14 protein-coding genes and 2 pseudogenes are annotated in these 15,700 nt (G+C 65.2%); 8 read left to right on the top strand and 8 right to left on the bottom strand.

Annotated features, from left to right (window positions below; all coding sequences use genetic code 11):
* The first annotated feature begins 95 nt into the window (after positions 1–95).
* Positions 96–1,112, top strand: a complete 1,017-nt coding sequence (locus OG266_RS27795; RefSeq protein WP_371548918.1) for an SEC-C domain-containing protein — start codon at positions 96–98, stop codon at positions 1,110–1,112.
* Positions 1,113–1,524: 412 nt separating this feature from the next.
* Positions 1,525–4,665: a DUF3427 domain-containing protein gene (locus OG266_RS27790; protein WP_371548917.1), complete on the top strand. Its 3,141-nt coding sequence runs from the start codon at positions 1,525–1,527 to the stop codon at positions 4,663–4,665.
* Positions 4,666–4,677: 12 nt separating this feature from the next.
* On the opposite strand, the gene OG266_RS27785 is transcribed toward OG266_RS27790, so the two are convergent.
* Positions 4,678–5,382, bottom strand: a complete 705-nt coding sequence (locus tag OG266_RS27785; protein WP_323178297.1) for an ATP-binding protein — start codon at positions 5,380–5,382, stop codon at positions 4,678–4,680.
* A 147-nt stretch (positions 5,383–5,529) separates the two neighbouring features.
* On the opposite strand from OG266_RS27785, the gene OG266_RS27780 reads away from it, so the two are divergent.
* Together OG266_RS27780 and OG266_RS27775 are read left to right on the top strand one after the other, a co-directional pair.
* Positions 5,530–6,378: a helix-turn-helix transcriptional regulator gene (locus OG266_RS27780; RefSeq protein ID WP_266461240.1), complete on the top strand. Its 849-nt coding sequence runs from the start codon at positions 5,530–5,532 to the stop codon at positions 6,376–6,378.
* Positions 6,375–6,581 carry a DUF397 domain-containing protein gene (locus OG266_RS27775; protein ID WP_266461238.1) on the top strand — a complete coding sequence of 69 codons (207 nt, stop codon included), beginning with the start codon at positions 6,375–6,377 and terminating at the stop codon, positions 6,579–6,581. Before OG266_RS27780 ends, OG266_RS27775 begins: the two co-directional genes overlap by 4 nt.
* Here the strand turns inward: OG266_RS27775 and OG266_RS27770 are convergent.
* The gene (locus OG266_RS27770; protein WP_371548916.1) at positions 6,574–7,149 is read right to left on the bottom strand and encodes a hypothetical protein; all 576 of its coding nucleotides are present in this window, start codon (positions 7,147–7,149) and stop codon (positions 6,574–6,576) included. The genes OG266_RS27775 and OG266_RS27770 overlap by 8 nt on opposite strands.
* Before the next feature lie 101 nt (positions 7,150–7,250).
* Here OG266_RS27770 and OG266_RS27765 point away from each other — a divergent pair, with 101 nt between their 5' ends.
* Both OG266_RS27765 and OG266_RS27760 read left to right on the top strand, forming a co-directional pair.
* The gene (locus tag OG266_RS27765; RefSeq protein ID WP_371548915.1) at positions 7,251–8,291 is read left to right on the top strand and encodes a hypothetical protein; all 1,041 of its coding nucleotides are present in this window, start codon (positions 7,251–7,253) and stop codon (positions 8,289–8,291) included.
* A 32-nt stretch (positions 8,292–8,323) separates the two neighbouring features.
* Positions 8,324–8,988 (top strand): annotated as a pseudogene (locus tag OG266_RS27760) (HAD family hydrolase).
* On the opposite strand, the pseudogene OG266_RS27755 reads toward OG266_RS27760, so the two are convergent.
* Together OG266_RS27755 and OG266_RS27750 are read right to left on the bottom strand one after the other, a co-directional pair.
* Positions 8,969–9,646: pseudogene (locus tag OG266_RS27755) on the bottom strand (transcriptional regulator); the annotation flags it as partial. The pseudogenes OG266_RS27760 and OG266_RS27755 sit on opposite strands and share 20 nt — an antisense overlap.
* Positions 9,647–10,043: 397 nt before the next feature.
* Positions 10,044–11,108: an aldo/keto reductase gene (locus OG266_RS27750; RefSeq protein WP_266461221.1), complete on the bottom strand. Its 1,065-nt coding sequence runs from the start codon at positions 11,106–11,108 to the stop codon at positions 10,044–10,046.
* Positions 11,109–11,359: 251 nt separating this feature from the next.
* Here OG266_RS27750 and OG266_RS27745 point away from each other — a divergent pair, with 251 nt between their 5' ends.
* Positions 11,360–12,418: an asparagine synthase-related protein gene (locus OG266_RS27745; RefSeq protein WP_371548914.1), complete on the top strand. Its 1,059-nt coding sequence runs from the start codon at positions 11,360–11,362 to the stop codon at positions 12,416–12,418.
* Positions 12,419–12,956: 538 nt separating this feature from the next.
* Here OG266_RS27745 and OG266_RS27740 read toward each other — a convergent pair.
* Positions 12,957–13,295, bottom strand: a complete 339-nt coding sequence (locus OG266_RS27740; RefSeq protein ID WP_371548913.1) for a hypothetical protein — start codon at positions 13,293–13,295, stop codon at positions 12,957–12,959.
* Between the two features lie 232 nt (positions 13,296–13,527).
* On the opposite strand from OG266_RS27740, the gene OG266_RS27735 reads away from it, so the two are divergent.
* A complete protein-coding gene (locus OG266_RS27735; RefSeq protein ID WP_371548912.1) occupies positions 13,528–13,890 on the top strand; it encodes an SCO4225 family membrane protein in 363 nt (120 codons plus the stop codon).
* Between the two features lie 101 nt (positions 13,891–13,991).
* Here OG266_RS27735 and OG266_RS27730 read toward each other — a convergent pair whose 3' ends face one another.
* The 3 genes from OG266_RS27730 to OG266_RS27720 form a co-directional block, all read right to left on the bottom strand.
* Positions 13,992–14,375 carry a DoxX family protein gene (locus tag OG266_RS27730; protein WP_371548911.1) on the bottom strand — a complete coding sequence of 128 codons (384 nt, stop codon included), beginning with the start codon at positions 14,373–14,375 and terminating at the stop codon, positions 13,992–13,994.
* Between the two features lie 165 nt (positions 14,376–14,540).
* Positions 14,541–14,945 (bottom strand): HEAT repeat domain-containing protein, encoded by a 405-nt coding sequence (locus OG266_RS27725; protein ID WP_371548910.1) that lies wholly within the window; start codon positions 14,943–14,945, stop codon positions 14,541–14,543.
* Between the two features lie 127 nt (positions 14,946–15,072).
* Positions 15,073–15,639, bottom strand: coding sequence for an HAD domain-containing protein (locus OG266_RS27720; RefSeq protein ID WP_371548909.1), 567 nt, complete (start codon positions 15,637–15,639; stop codon positions 15,073–15,075).
* Positions 15,640–15,700 lie beyond the last annotated feature (61 nt).

Below are 15,700 nucleotides of genomic sequence, written 5' to 3'. Positions count from 1 at the left end.
GTGCCGGTGCGTTCCTGTGTGATCCTGCACGCCTCTGACGCCTCTGGCCTGCGGATCCCTCTCGTCCGCAGGCCCGCGGCAGTACGGTGTCCACCATGCGCCCCGACACGCCTGCCGAGAACGTCGACCACACCGGCGAAGCAGCCCGCCTGGAACGTACTGCCGGCCTCTACCCGGAGGACGCCGAACACCTGCTCGTGCAGGCCGCGGCCCACCTCGAACTTGCCGGCGACCGCCCCGGAGCCACCGCGCTCTACGACCGCCTGCTGTCATCCGTTGACTCTCTGGAAAACCCCCACCTGGTACGAGCCCTGAAGGCCTCCAACCTCTGGGAGTACGGCCACGAGGCGGAGGCCCGCGCGATCATCGACGGAGTCCGCGCCGCCGCCCCCCGCGACCCGGCCCCCTGGGTGATCGTGGCGGAGTCCCTGGAGTCCCACGACGAGCTGGAGTCGGCCCAGGAAACGTTCACGCAAGCGGCGACGTTGCTATTGACCGACGTAGCCGAACCCCCGTACTCCACCCGCCCCATCCTCTTCGGCCGCCACCGCGTCCGCCGCATGCTCGGCGCCACCCACGACGACTGGGACACCCTGGCCGACACCCTCCACTCCTCCCCGATCTCCCTGGACGAACTCCACGACCCGAAGCGCGTGTGGTCCCTGGGCTCGGACAACCCCGCCGAACTCCAGGCAGAGATCTCCCGCCTACGCGCAGAACTCGGCACGTTCCGCGAGGCCCTCTCCCGCCCCTTCCCGGTAGCGGTCCTCCACTGGCCGACGGAAGAACTGACCGAACTCCTGGTCGCGTATCCGCCCCTCGAATCGGAGTACCCCTCCCACGAGGAACACCTCGCGACCATAGAGGCGTCACTACGGGAGCTCGCGTCCTCCGGCACCCCGAACCTGGGCATCGTCACGGGCACGGTCCCCTCGTACGAGGCGTTCGCTGCGTCCGAGGCCTCGTCCCCGGCAGACCCGACGCTGCTGCCGCAGTATGCGACGACGCTGGCGGCGCGGGGGTTGGCTGTGGCTTGGCCGCCGCAGCGGGGGGCGGATTGTTGGTGTGGGTCGGGGCGGGTTTATGGGGAGTGTCACGGGGACGCCGCCTGACCGACCGGCGATCTTCCCGTCCGGTGCCATCCGGACCAAGTCCGGACGGGACCGGACCCGTACGCTCTCCTCCACTCTCATCCGGTTGCCTGCGTAAAAGCGTGGGATCGGCGTGTCCGGGTTGATGGGGCGAGGGGCGAGGGGCGGCGAACAGAATGCACGGGCCTTCCGCCCCGCAATCCGCGCATTCCGCAATGCCGGGCCACTCGCTTCTCACCGGTGCTGGAGCGGCCCGTGACACCGGTTGCGGAAGCACAACACTGCCAAAGAAGCGGGACGCCTAACATCCTCTTCAGATCAGGCTTGGCGGCCTGGTCCCGAGTACTGATCACCTTTCGGCACAAGGCCTTCGAATGTCAGTGACTCCTGTTAGAACTGATCCATATCGACACTGGGGATCAGAGGAGCGGGCGTGGCTGAGTCGGGGGAACTGAAGCATCCAGGCGTCTACGAGAAGCTCGTCACGCATGACCTGCACGATCAGCTAGCCAAACTCGAGGCCGCGGGATGGAAGGCCATCGACGCGGAGGTCAGCGAAGAGTCAACACCGAATGTGCTCGCCCGACACATCGGCGAGGCCGTCGGGCGCCGGTTGGCTCAGCTGCCGCATGCGCAGCAGGTGGCAGCCGCCAACCAGATCATGCAGTCGCTGGCCGCTAACGCGCCCGACCCGGATGCAGACGGGATCGACAGCACCATCACCGATGGCCCTCGCCAACTGCTGGCACTCGCCAAGCAGGAGGCTCCCGGCGTCTACGCGATCCGCCCCCTCACGCCTCTCTCCGAAACCTCGCTGATCACAAACTCCCCGGGAGACCCCAGCCTGGGCGCGGAGTTGAGAGCCGAGCTGGCCACGGCAGACCGCATCGATCTTCTCTGCGCCTTCGTGAAGTGGTACGGCATCCGAGTCCTGGAAGACTCCCTGCGCGCCGCGAAGGAGCGGGGCGTACCGATCCGTGTCATCACGACGACCTACATCGGTGCCACTGATCGCCATGCCCTCGACCGGCTCGTCCGCGATTTCGGCGCCGAGGTCAAGGTCAACTACGAGCTCCGGTCTACGCGACTGCATGCGAAGGCATGGCTGTTTCGCCGGAAGAGCGGCTTCGACACCGCGTACGTGGGCAGCTCCAACCTGTCGAAGGCCGCGCTCCTCGATGGCCTGGAGTGGAACGTACGGCTGTCGTCCGTCGCCACGCCTGTGGTACTCAACAAGTTCGAGGCGACCTTCGATGCGTACTGGAACGACATCGCCTTTGAGCCATACGACCCCGACAACCACGGCGAACGCCTTGACCAAGCCCTGGCGCAGGCAAGCGGAACGGGACCCAAAACCGACCTGAAGATCAACCTCTCGGGCTTGGAAGTACGCCCCTTCCCGCACCAACGGGACATGCTCGAACGCCTCCGCGTCGAGCGAGAGATCCGAGGGCGGAACCGCAATCTCCTCGTCGCAGCCACCGGCACTGGTAAGACCGTGATGGCTGCCTTGGACTACCGAGCCCTGTCCAAAAAGCATGGCAACGGTCATCCGCGACTGCTGTTCGTGGCCCACCGCAAGGAGATCCTCAAGCAGTCCTTGCGCATGTATCAGGAGGTCCTCGATGACGCCTCCTTCGGAGAACTGCTCTATGGCGGCCAGGAGCCACAGACTTGGGACCACGTATTCGCAAGCGTCCAGTCTCTCAACGTCCGACGCCTGGAACAGCTGGCACCTGACCACTTCGACATCATCGTCATCGACGAGTTCCATCACGCCACCGCCGCCACCTACCGGCGAGTCATCGACCACTTCGAACCGAAGCAACTACTGGGCCTCACAGCCACTCCTGAGCGGATGGACGGGCTCAATGTCCAGGACGAGTTCTTCGACGGTCGCATTGCTGCAGAGATGCGCCTCTGGGAAGCCCTGGAGAATGACCTCCTCTGCCCCTTCCACTACTTCGGAATCCCAGACGGCACGGACCTGACCAACCTGGGGTGGAGCAAGGGAACCTACGCCGACAACGAGCTCGGGAACCTCTACACGGGCGACCACGCCCGCGCCCGCATCGTGGTCAAGCAGATCCGGGACAAGGTGTCCAACCCCGGAGCAATGCGCGCTCTGGGCTTCTGCGTGACCAAGTCCCACGCTCGCTTCATGGCCGACTTCTTCCGGGAGGCTGGCTTCCAGGCCGTGGCGCTGGACAGCGACTCGCCGGCCGCTGTACGCGCCCAGGCACTCGCCGACCTACGCGACGGCAAGCTCCAAGTCATCTTCTCCGTCGACCTGTTCAACGAGGGCCTCGACATCCCTGACGTCGATACGCTGCTGCTCCTGCGGCCCACCAACAGCGCCACGATCTTTCTCCAGCAGCTCGGTCGAGGGCTACGCCGCACAGAGACGAAGCCGGTGCTCACCGTCCTCGACTTCATCGGCCAGCACAGGGCGGAGTTCCGCTTCGAGGAGCAGTTCCGGGCCCTGACGAACCTCTCCCGCAACCGGCTCGTCGATCACATCGAGCACGATTTCCCGCAGCTCCCCTCCGGATGCCAAATCATCCTTGAGGGCAAGTCCAAGGACCTCGTACTCGACAACATCCGCACCCAACTGGGCGCCACGATCAAGACTTTGGTCAACGAGGTCAGGGCATACAGCACGCACCGCCTGGCTGACTACCTCCACGAGAGCCGCCGTGAGATCAAAGAGCTGTACAAGAGCGACAACTCGTGGACGTCCGTCCTCCGGAGGGCAGGCCTGGTCAAGGACCCCGCTCCCTCGGAAGAAGCGGCCCTCCTCAAACGTGTCCACGCCTTCCTCCACGTCGACGACCCCGACCGAGCCGAGGCCTACCTCCGCCTCCTCTCCGACGACGCTCCGCCCTATGACTCACTGGGTCCAACCGACCGGGCATACGCCCGCATGCTGTTCTTCAACTTGTGGGACAACGCGGGTGGCTTCACGAGCTACGAGGAAGGCCTCGGATCTCTGCGCTCCCAGCAGGTGTTCCGCGACGAACTCCGGCAGGTGCTGTCGTACGTCATCGAGCAGTCCGACCACTTCCCGATCGCCCTGTCGGGCCCTCACAGCCACATCCCCTTGAAGGTCCACAGCGCATACAACCGCTCCGAGATCCTCGCCGCGCTCAGTGTGGCCCGCTTCGGAGGCCAAATGCCCAGGTCCTTCGCACAGGGAGTGCAGTGGGTCGAGGACATCAAGACCGACGCCCTGCTCATCACCTTGGAAAAGAACGAGAAGGACTTCTCCCCCACGGTCCGCTACAAAGACTTCGCTCTGAGCCCCACGCTCTTCCACTGGGAGTCCCAGAACGCGACTGCCGCCAACTCACCAACAGGTCTGCGCTACCAAAACCACAAGCAACAGGGCAGCCACGTCCTCCTGTTCATGCGCCGCTACAAGAACACGGACATCGGCAAGTCCCAGCCGTGGATGCTCCTGGGCCCTGCGGCCTATGACGACCACACGGGCAGCAAACCGATGGCGATAACGTGGCAGCTGGAGCACGAATTGCCGGCTGATGTGTGGACGTATGCTGCCATCACAGCGAGCTAAGCGGCTTCCCACTCAGACAACCTCACTGATCTCGGCCTCGAAGTGAGTCTGTGCCCGGTCGAGTACGTCATCGGGGTCATAGCCGTGTGCACGCAGCCAGTGCAACACGTCGGCCATCATCCCGATGGCAGCCTCTTCTGCCGCCGCCACGCTCAGCGCTCTGCCGCTACCAGAGATAGCTCCACCGTGTGGGAGTTGCCACGCCCCATAGAGGTCAAGGATCGCCTCGGCCCGCGTGACACGGGGGCCGTTATTCCGGCCACACTCAGCGGACGCATCAGTAGCAAGCTCACACCACACCACCTTGGAACCGCCTCGAAGGAATACACCCCACCGGTGATCCGTCAAGGTATCGACGAGGGCCATTCCTCGGCCCGACTCCAGCGCACTACTGGCAGCGAGCAAGGTGGGCAATGCCCGCGCATCGGGGTCCTCAACTTCCATCCGCAGATACGGCTCACTGAGCGCCACGCGCAGCGTCACGGGCGTTCCCTCGCCAACATGTTGGATGACGTTGGTTGCCAGCTCTGATACGCAGATCTGCGCCGCGTCAACGTGATCGTGCAGCCCCCACAGAATGAGCCGGAGCTTCAACATCCGCCTCAACTGCGAGAGTTCGCCTGGTTGGGCAACGAACTGGTGCACCCAGGGCTCTCGTCCGACGCAACCGCTCACGTAGATCATATTCGACCACCCTTCACGCGCTTCGTCGCGCACTGTGGATCCATCGATGACTCTCAGTGAGAGGATTGCAGCGACCATCTCGACATGCAACGTGCACGAAGGGATTCCCCCTTTAGGGTGATTGGACTTTCGAGCCCCTTCCGGTGGGATGGAACATCCGCTAACTCACAAGGAGTTGACATGGCCGGATCCCCCACAGCTCGCCGTCGCCGTCTTGCGATCGAGCTCAAGCGGCTGCGAGAAGACAGCAGCCTGACCTGTAGCCAGGTAGGCAAAGAGCTGGACTGGAGCAGCTCCAAGGTCAACCGCATGGAGACGGGACAGGGGCGTGTCCAACCCTCAGACGTCGACGCCCTGTGTCGTTTCTACGGCACTCCCGATGAGCTGCGTGATCTCCTGAAGTCGCTGGCCAAGGAGTCCAAGACAAAGGGGTGGTGGCACGCGCACGGCGATGCGATCCCCGCTTGGTTCTCGGTGTACGTCGGCCTCGAACAGGCAGCTTCCCACTTGCATACCTATCAATCCGAGTTCATCCCCGGCCTGCTGCAAACCGCTGAGTACGCAGCCGAGCTGAGTCGCGCCTGGGTCGACCACACCGCCGAGGACATTCAGCGCATGGTCGATGTCCGGATGCGGCGCCAAGACCTGCTCACCAGCGAGGGTGCGCCTGACCTGTGGGCAGTTGTCCACCAGAGTGCGTTGCTACACACGGTCGGCAGCCGGCAAGCCATGGCCCACCAACTCGAACGTATGCTGGAAATGCAGAAGTTGAAGAACGTGACCGTCCAGGTCCTGCCGTTCGACGCGGGCGCCTATCCCACCCCGGGGTCGTTCACGATCCTCAGCTTCCCGGAGCAGGAAGACCCAGACTTGGTCTACCGAGAGGGACTTACCGATTCGGTCTACCTCGAAGAACCCAAGGACGTGACCCTCTACACGAAGGCGTTCGACCATCTCAGGGCCTTGGCGCTGAGCCCTCAGCGTTCGACATTGCTGATCACAAGACTCTTGGAGGAGAACTCCCGATGATCCCGCCGTCGAGCATCCCGTGGCGCAGGAGCAGTTACAGCAACGGCATGGGGGGTGAGTGCTTGGAGGTGGCCGCACTCGCCAGGGCAATCGCGGTACGCGACTCCAAGGCCCCCTCCGGACCGCAACTCATGTTGAGCACTGCTGCATGGCAGAGCTTCGTCCACACTCTGCCGCCAAAGAACCAAGAACCCACTAGCTGACCGGCTGCCGCGGGTCACGGACGATTTCTCCAGCTCTCTGAAGGAAGGCGGCATGGGCCTCCGTCATCTCTTCTCTAGCCCGGTCAAAGCTGGACCAAGCTGAACTCAAGCCTGCAGACCCCACACCCTCCACCTGCAGCAAGGAGCTCACCGCCGCCACCGACTTTCCCATCAGCGCGTAAGCCAATACATTTGCCTCACTTGGCCCCCATAGTGCCAATTGGCTTATTTTGGCCTGCAGTTCAAGTGCGCGCTCCCGCAACTCGCGCCCCGCCGCCTCATCAAGTCCAACTCCGTTTCGCACCTCGGGTGCGATGCGTGCTAGCACTTCATCGAGAGCGGCATAAGCCGCAAAGAGGGCACCAAAGGACTGGTGTCGCTGACTGCGCACCCACTGCCAATGCTCCGCCGCCGCTTGGCCATGTACCTGCGCTAGCGCTGCCTCAACTGCCTTACGACCGCCGGCTTCTGCTCCGCGTTTGGCGTACCTACCGGCAATCACAGCCCCGACGACTGCGGATGCGAAAGCGATAACACCCGCGATGACCGTACCTGTCACCTCACCCATCACACCATCCTCACCTGAGCCTGCCACTGCCACAACGCCCGCTCCGGCGACCTACGTCACTTGCCGCACTTCGCGAGCATTGAAACCATTAGCCTCGAGTCATGACGACGCCCACGTCCGGGTTCCAACCCGGCGACATCCTCACGCGCGCACAGATCCACCCCGCACTCGGCGGCAGCGGCTACGCCGGAATCTGTCCAGCAAAGGAAAAGCGGAACGTTCTAATTTTCTCCGACAGCAAAATCGGTGAGCGTTACGGATATCGTGACGGATGGCTTGCCGAGAACGACGACCGGGGTCCCATATTCACCTATACCGGAGCCGGAAAGCGGGGCAATCAGACCTTCGAGGGCGGAAATTCTTCAATTCTGGAGCATGCCGAAAAGGGGCGCACCCTGCATTTATTTATCGCTGTGGGCAAGGTTCCAGGAAGCGACACACGAACCCACAGATATATAGGGAAGTTCAAGGTTGATGAGCGTAAGCCATTCGAGATACGAGAGGCCAAAGACGAACTAGGTCAAGATCGCAACGTAATTGTCTTCCGACTGCGCCCCATCGACCCTTACATCCGTGAAGCTTTCGACACTCTTCAACCGGCACCCGAATCCCTGTCTCGGTTCAATCGCACCGCAGGCCGCTTCGCCCGGGCGACTCGACGTCAGAGGCGCGAACGCCAGCATCAATCCGACGTCGACCAGCTGGGAGCAACCCGCGATGATCTGGCGGACACCTTCGAGGAAGGTAAGGCCGCTGCAGGGGAAACGATTGGCCAACTGGAGTTGTCGATGCGCAACTCGACAACTCAGCTCTTATTCGACCTCTACAACAAGACGAACAACACTGTCTATGAGCCGACGGGCAGTGCAGCAAGCGAGTCGATCACCCAAGCTCTTGCTCAACTCCTCCTTGCAAGGCGCTATTTGAGCAGCCTCGCACACGATCAGCCCCTCCACCTCATGGTGCTCACACCAGCGCTCCCCCGCGAGGATCTCCGTGACCTGCTCGCTGAACACGGGATTGGCCTCGTGTACCGCAACGACGGCGGCGGCTTCTCTGAGTTCGAGGGAAGCGCCACCGCCTCAAGCAGTGCTCCTCAGTCCGTCCGCTGCTTAGATTGCCCAGTGCCCACCTACCGGTAGTTTCTGCATTGTGCTCTCGCTACCCTGCCCTCATGATTCGCGCAGTGGTCTTCGACGTTGGTGAATGCCTCGTGGACGAGACCCGTGAGTATGGGACTTGGGCCGACTGGCTGGGTGTGCCGCGGCACACCTTTCATGCGATGTTCGGGGCCGTCATCGCGCAGGGGCGCGACTATAGAGAAACCTTCCAGGAGTTCCGTCCTGGGTTCGACCTCTACGAAGAGCGCGAGAAGCGGTCGGCAGCCGAGCAGGCGGAGACGTTCGGGGAAGAGGACCTGTACGCGGATGTGCGTCCCCGCCCTCGCCGAGCTCCGGGCGGACGGGCTGTGGCTCGGTGTCGCGGGCAACCAGACCGTGCGAGCCGGGCGCATTCTCCGCTCGCTGTTCATCCGATGACGTCGATCTGATCGGGACGTCGGACGACTGGGGTGCCGGCAAGCCCGACCCGGAGTTCTTCAAGCGCGTGGCTGCCGTGGTGCCCTTCGACGGTGACGAGATCCTTTACGTCGGGGACCGCTGCGACAACGACATCCGCCCCGCTGTTGAGGCCGGGATGCACACCGCGCTCGTGCGCCGCGGTCCTTGGGCCACGATCCAGTGGAACAGTCCTGAGGCGCGGGAGCTGCCGACGTTCCGTATCGGCAGCCTCCTCGAACTGTCCGGTCTCATCGTCGACTTCAACGGCTCAGCGCACTGACCGTCGTCGACCATCCGTAGAGCCGGTCGTCGAGGTCTCCTACACAGCGCTCGTGCTGATGCGGCGCGAGCGCGCGCCGTACCTCGCGCACACCGTCCATGCCAGTGGCGTACCACGTGAGCGCCAGCTGATCGAGAGCCTGTCCCGCGTATGTACACGCCTGCTCCGGATTTCCGGAAGCGGCCTCGACGGCGGCCAGGTCCCCGAACACGACACTTCGCCGCTCGTCCTCGCTCGACGGCATTTCGTCCAGGACGCCGAGCAAGGAGTCGCGCGCCTGAGGAAGGTGTCCGGCGATCAGCTGCGTTTTGCCCTTGAACGCCGCCAGTCTGGCCAGGGAGAACCAGTCCATCCACTCGGGCGAGGGGTGCTCGTTCCCGGTGGCGAGGACATCCTCGGCGTGCCCGATCAGGTGGAGGGCAGTGCGAGTGTCGCCACACCGTGTCTCGCACTCCGCTTCCACGGCGTCGAGCCAGGCACGAAACTCCACGGAAGCGGGCGCACGGCGGGCGTATGTACGTGCCGCGATCATCCGCTCCAGAGCCGCGTCGCGGTCGCCCGCCCAGCCCGGGATGAACGCCATGTGCGCGAGGATCGCCGAGCCGAGTGGCGGGTTGTCGGCTTCGCCTGCGGCTTGGAGAGCGGGCAGAAGTGCGTCGCACGCGCTGCTGGGTTCTCGGCAACGTCGCGTAGGACCCTCGATGACGCCCGCTTCTGCGCCCGGCAGGACTCCCGGCATGCTGCTGCGTGCCGGTCCGTCGGAATTTGACGAAACTGCGGACAGAACCATGAGATTGGTTGTGACCGCGCCTCCGTGACGGCTATGCGCAGGAGCGGATCCACGCTGCACAGCTGGACCGAGGACTCACGAATGGGCGTCCAGAACACCGACGTTGGTTGTGGCCGCTCTCCGTGATGACTACGACAGAGGGACGACAGCTGCCCTGGGCGAGCAGTCGTCTTGGAGCTGTCTGAACAGGCATGGCCGCTCTTCCGTGTGGACTCCCTCCGAAACCGGAGAACGCGCCGAGGCGCCCTCGTCTTCGGTGCTGAGGTCAGGATCGCCGGAAGGCCGAGGAGGTGACTCCGTTGATGGTGGTGTTGCCTTGCTGGTAGCCGATGCCGACCTCGTCCATGAAGGGATGGGGATAGTTGAGGGACGGGGCCGTGAGGTCGTCGAGCTCGGCGAGATGAGCCGCGTCCAGGGTTACCTCTGCTGAGGCGAGGTTGTCCTCCAGCTGTGCCGGAGTGCGGGCCCCGATGAGAACGGAGGTGACGGGCCGCTGCTGGCGCACCCAGGCCAGGGACGCCCGGGCGACGGTGGTGCCGAGGTCTCGGGCGATGCGCTCCAGTGTGTCCAGAAGGACGTAGGTGTTCTCCGTCAGGAGTGGCGCAGTGTATCCGGTGCGCCTGGAGTCGGTGTGCCGGCCACTGGTACGGGTGTACTTGCCCGAGAGGACCCCGGAGGCCAGCGGGCTCCAGGGCGTGACGCCCAGGCCGAAGGCGCGGGCGGCGCCGAACTGCTCGCCCTCGGCGGTCCGTGCGAGCAGCGAGTACTCCACCTGGACGGCCGCGATGGATTCCCAGCCGCGCAGCTGCGCGGTCGTGGCGGCCTGGGCGACCCACCAGGCGGGGGTGTTGGACAGGCCGAGACTGCGGATCTTGCCCGTACGGACGAGGTCGTTGAGTGTGGAGAGGGTCTCCTCCAGGGGGGTGTGCCGGTCCCATTGGTGCATCCAGTACACGTCGATGTAGTCGGTGTTCAGCCGCCGCAGAGAGGCATCCAGCTGCGCGAGGATGGCTTTGCGTCCGGCGCCGCCGGCGTTCGGGTCATCGGGGTGCAGGGTGCCGCCGAACTTCGTCGCGAGCACGATGCGGTCGCGGACGCCGGGGCGCTGTGCGAAGTACGCGCCGAGGGTGGCCTCCGACACTCCGCCGTTGTACTGGTTGGCGGTGTCGACGAAGTTGCCGCCCTCCTCCAGGTAGCGGTCGACGATGGAGAAGGACGCCTCCTGTGCCGAACCCCAGCTGCCGTCGTCAAAAGTCATCGTGCCCAGGGCCAGCGGGCTCACCTTCAGCCCGGTGCGGCCGAGCGTGAAGTACGTGCTCAACATGGTCATGCTGCGCCATCTCCTCTGCTGTGGGCGGGGCGGCCTGGTGGCCTGCCATCAGCAGCTTCGACCACGCGAGAGCACCCAGGAAGGCCGCACCAACCTAGGTGCCGCACTCCTAGGAAGGCGTATCGACCTCACCGGCGACCCGTCCGGAATGAGACGAGCAGTCCGGTCCGGGCCACTCCACAGTTGAGGGTCCGGGTACTCCACGCCGAAAGCCTCAGGCCCACAGTCACAGCCCGGCACAGGCCCACCGGATGCCGCAGCCGTCACCGAAGAGCGGTCAGAACGCCCTGCACTCCCGGCCCCGCATCCTGCTGGCCGACGCCGATCCCGTGGAGGCATTCAGCGCCCTGTTACGGAGCGAGATCTCAGCCCGGCCGCTGTCCACCGACGACTGCGTGGTGGAGCTGTCCGGCGGCATGGACAGCTCCATGACCGCACTCGCCCTCGCCGAGACCGTCGGACCGGTCCGTACTGCGGCGCTCACGCTTGACGGGAGTGTCGGTGAGCAGCAACACCGGCGGCGCAAAGAGATCGTCGCACGCGCCCACCTCGGCCCCGATCTGACCGTACCCGTCGCAGAATTCGGGCCCTTCCACCCCAGCGGGCCCCGCGCAAGTGGCCTGCCCACAAGCCCCACGGACGGCACCTACGCCGAAGCCATGAACGAGTTGTACAGCCGCTTGAGCGCTGCCGGTGCTCGGTGGGTGTTCACCGGAGTCGGCGGCGACGAGCTGTGCTTCCAACGGCCAGAGGAACGAGCTCTCACCGGCGACCCGTGGAACCTGCACCCCGTGCCCAACCACCTCGGCCCCCGCGCCCGGGACACCCTGCCTCACATCGCGGAGGACTTGGCGCCCGCTTCCGTACTCCACGCCTCCACTCTCCTCGCCCTCGCTGTCCACAGCGCGACCGCCATGCGTCACGGTCTGTGGCCCATCAGCCCTTTGGCCACCCCACTCGTGCTGCGATTCGGCGAATCGCTGCCATTGGCATGGCGGCGTGGAAAGCAGCTGATGCGTCTCCGCCTGGAACAGGCCGGGTACTCCCGCGAGGTCGTCTGCCCTCCGCTGCGGGAGAACTTCGCAGCCACCTGCGAAGCGGCCATGCTTCAGAACGGCCTGCCGCTCCTGTCCCAATGGCTGCCCACATCGATCCTCACCCGTCAGGGCTTGCTGGACCCCGCCGAGCTGATCTCGGAGTGCGCGACCGTAGCCACTACTGGGCGTGGGGCCAGCGAGCTCTACCGGCCTCTGGCCATGGAGGCCGCCTTACGCTCCCTGCCCACACCGGCTGCGGTGCCAGCACCATGATGCAGGCGGGTCGTATCCGTCTCTTTGTACGGCACAGGCCGTGGCCTCTGTAGTTGAGACCGGTCGACGGCGGCTCATCCAGTCAGCGGAGTTGTCGCTAAATGAGAGGCCTGCGATTCCGTAGCAGTGGCGATTCCCGCCCAGCTGAACAGGCGTGTGACAGGCAGCTTCTGTCTATCGGGCACCCAAGGCCGCCCGGGTTTGCCGAGTGTGGCGGTTCCGGGGTGAGCGTCAAGAGCGCCCTTCGGGCGTCGGCTGCGCCGATTCCGCTTCGCTCCACTCTTGACTCTCGCCCCTGCACCGCGAGTTGAGCTTGGCCGGGCGGCCGAAAGGGGGCGGCGGGGGAAGCAGGGGGCAGGGTTTCTCTGTGGTCCCGGGTGCAGGAGGTTTGTGGTTTCGGGGCGCATTCGACCGGCCGCGCACGCCGGGTTGGCTCGGCGGCTTGCGGCTGCGGGTGGGGCGCGGCTCGGTAGCGCGGGGCGACTCACGGTCGGTACAGGGCAACTCGCGGCTTGGCCCTACGTGGAGCGCTGCCGGATCAGTCCGCTGTCTCAGGTTCTCCCTGCTCGAACGCGAGGCGGCAGCGCTCAACTTGCTCTGCCACGTGCTCCATGAACCAGCGCACGATCTCGTAGGGGATGGCGTGCTCGTCGCGGCTGTGCAAGTGGACGGTCGGCTCCAGACCCGGATCCTCGTCGGGTATCACCGCCACCACGAAGGCAGTTCCTGGAAGGTGAGTCTCTGCGTTGGGAATCTCCGCCCACGCGGCCGGCGCCGGTACGGCCTCGCTCAGTTCCACACACCATGCGTCGTCCGGCAAGGCGTAGTGGAACTGGATCGCGTAGTGGCGGCCTGCATGTACGCGCAGTTCTGCCATGTCCGCAGGCTGACACAGCTGCCCTGCCGGAGTCCCGCGGGTATGGGAACTTCCGTACTCCCACGTTGTGACTGAGCGTGCTGCTGGAAACGGTGGCCAAGTACACACCGAGTTGCCTGAGCAGCGTGGTAGGTCCTGCAGTCCTGCCGATGAGTACCCGTACTCATGCCTTGGCGCGCCCGGCAATCCATCGTGGAGATCGCCAACCCGGACCCACTCGAAGGAACACCCGATGCCGAATGCTTCCCGCCCGCGTCACCTCCCGCGCCTGCGCCAGTTGCTGGTGCCCGCGGTGGACAACTGGCTCGCGCGTGGGTATCTCGCCGTGGTGGCGGCGTCGCTGGGGTTCTTCTTGGGCGCCTGGTACGTGGGGCCGGACCCGGGGCTCTCGGGGGCCTACCCGCTCATGGCCACGGCGCCGTTCAGCTTCCTCGGCCTCCTGGTGTCGATACCCGCGGAGTACTCCTCGCTCACCTGGCTGAGCCCGTTGATCTTCGCCGTCGGTACGGCCCTGTCCGGCCTGGTCAACGCCGTGCTCCTCGGTCGGTTCGCACGCAGGCAGCGGGTGCGGGAGCCGCAGCCGGCCACTAGCTGATCGACACCGCGAACACCGCTTCACTTGGCCACTTGAGTAGTCAATGGCCAAGTGAGAACGGCGCTCCACCGCAGGCCGGCATCCCTGAGCGTTGCCGCCTGTCAGCCGTTGAACGGGTTGGGGCCGAAGCGGCCCCATGCGATGAAGACCGCGAGCGCCAGATAGACCAGGTTCACCAGGACGAACTTGGATTCGCCGAGTCGGCCGTGGGTGACCATCGCGCCGATCATCAGCAGGACCCAACAGATGGCGGTCACCGGCACCATGACGGGTGCGATGTCGACGACAGCCGGCAGGATCAAGCCCACCGCGGCCAGGAGTTCGAGGACGCCGAGGGTTTTGATGAAGCCGACGCCGATGTCTTCGGTCCATCCCCCACCGTTGGCCGCTGCCAGTTTCTCCTTGGGCACGAATGCTTTGGTGATGCCGCCGCCCAGGGCTACGGCGGCCAGCAGTCCGGCACCGATCCACAGTGCGAGGTTCATGAGGGCACGCTCCTGATACTCGACGTCTCGCCTCCACCTCTCCGGTGGGGTTCCGACACTTAGACGAGGGAGGGCGGCGGATTGTGACATGGTCACCGCCACCATCATTGCCATCGCCACCGCCGCCACCATCGCGATGCCGTGATGCCTTGCCCCCTTGACCGCCTACCAGGCCCCGCGCGGGGCCGTCTTGCGATAGATCGTCCCGCCCGGGGCGTACCAGCTCGCCACCTTGCGGACCGCCGGGCTGGAGTCGTTGAGGCGGGCGTGTTCCAGGGCTGCCGTGGCGGAGGGTTCTGTGTGGGCGAACTTGCCCAGTAGTTCGGCTGCCATCATGCGGACCCGGGGTTCGGGGTCGTCGGTCAGGCGGCGGAGGGCCGGGGCGAGGACGAGTCGGGCGGCGACCAGGTGGTCGAACAGGCGGCAACAGCCCTCGCGGACGGCCGCGTTCTCGTGCCGCAGCCTGTCGCGGATGGCGTCGAGCGCCTCCCGCCCGCGCCTCAGCAGCTCCGTGGTACGCGCCGACCGTTCGCTGAGGGTCCCCCAGCGCTGCGACGAGCGCCACATCATCCGTTCGGACAAATCCCAGCCTGTCTGAAGAGTCGTGAGCGGGGGGAAGGGTCGCAACTGGGTTTCGATGGACAGTGGCTTACGCCTGGCGGCGGGCGGTGCCTGGACCAGTGGACCAACAGCGCGGTCACCTCGTGGATTCGTTGCGAAGCCACTCGCTGATAGCGGCGTAGTCGGCATCGGTCAGCCCCCGGCTCGGGTCCACGCGATGGAGCAGAGCCCGGCCTCGATGGTGGGCCGACACCCACGCTCGGTCGGTGTCCGTGATTTCGTCGTCGACCCAGATGAAGGAGCGGCCGACTGCCCAGTCGACGAGGGTGCGGGTTTTCCAGTGGAGTCCGTTCCGCAAGTCCTGCTCGTCCTGCTCGTTCTGCTCGTTCTGCTCGTCGGTAGCCGTTGGGTCCGGCCAGATCACTACCGGCAGCTCGGGCAGGCCGAGCCGCGGTGCGATGGTTTCGTTCGCGTCGGTCATCCAGGTCGTGGCCCAGACCAGCTGGCACGGTAGTGCTGACAAGCGGGGGCCGTGCTCGGGGTTGATCCTGGCCAGCAGCGGATTGGGATCGGCTCCGGGGGGTTCGGGATCCGTCGTCCCGTACGTCGGATAGCCGTCTGGGTACTGCGACGCGCCTCCGAACGGAATGAGCGGTCCGTCGACATCGAGGAAGAACAACGGGCGCTGTACGGAACCGGTCACGGCTGCACGATAGTGCCCCTCGGGGCCCGGATCGGGTTGTCGGTCGGCGCCGGTGACAGCG

Origin of the sequence: Streptomyces sp. NBC_00554 (assembly GCF_041431135.1) — a bacterium.
Classification (GTDB): Bacteria; Actinomycetota; Actinomycetes; order Streptomycetales; family Streptomycetaceae; genus Streptomyces.
The sequence above is the reverse complement of the archived record's forward strand: the minus strand, read 5'-3'. Positions and strand labels throughout refer to the sequence as shown.